The organism is Pantoea sp. GbtcB22, assembly GCF_019091025.1.
Lineage (GTDB): Bacteria > Pseudomonadota > Gammaproteobacteria > Enterobacterales > Enterobacteriaceae > Pantoea > Pantoea leporis.
Genome location: NZ_JAGXKB010000156.1, coordinates 1 through 276, shown reverse-complemented (window position 1 = coordinate 276; position 276 = coordinate 1). Strand labels below are relative to the sequence as shown.

The 276-nt window shown below is 60.9% G+C and carries 1 protein-coding gene; it reads right to left on the bottom strand.

The window, feature by feature from the left end:
* A partial coding sequence (locus KVT28_RS25030) for a hypothetical protein (protein ID WP_217550853.1) occupies positions 1 to 204 on the bottom strand: 204 nt, incomplete at its 3' end.
* Positions 205 to 276: the final 72 nt, after the last annotated feature.

Here is a 276-nt window from a genome sequence, read left to right as displayed (position 1 = left end):
CACTTCATTGAGCATGTGCCCTTCGGCATTGACCTCGGTGTGAATCGTCGGCATGAGACAACGGCAGCCGGACGACGACAAGGCGAGGGCCAGGTCCAGCGAGATTCGACGGTGGGTCATGGCGCGCGTCGAGGCGAGCGGAATCATGGCGAGATAATCGCGGGTGGGAAGAGGAATGGCGGGTGCGGCCGCGCCGAGGCGCAAACCGCATATTCCATTCATTCCCTTCGGCTATATCCCAAGGCAACGCCAGAAATAGCCGGATAAGTGGCGCAG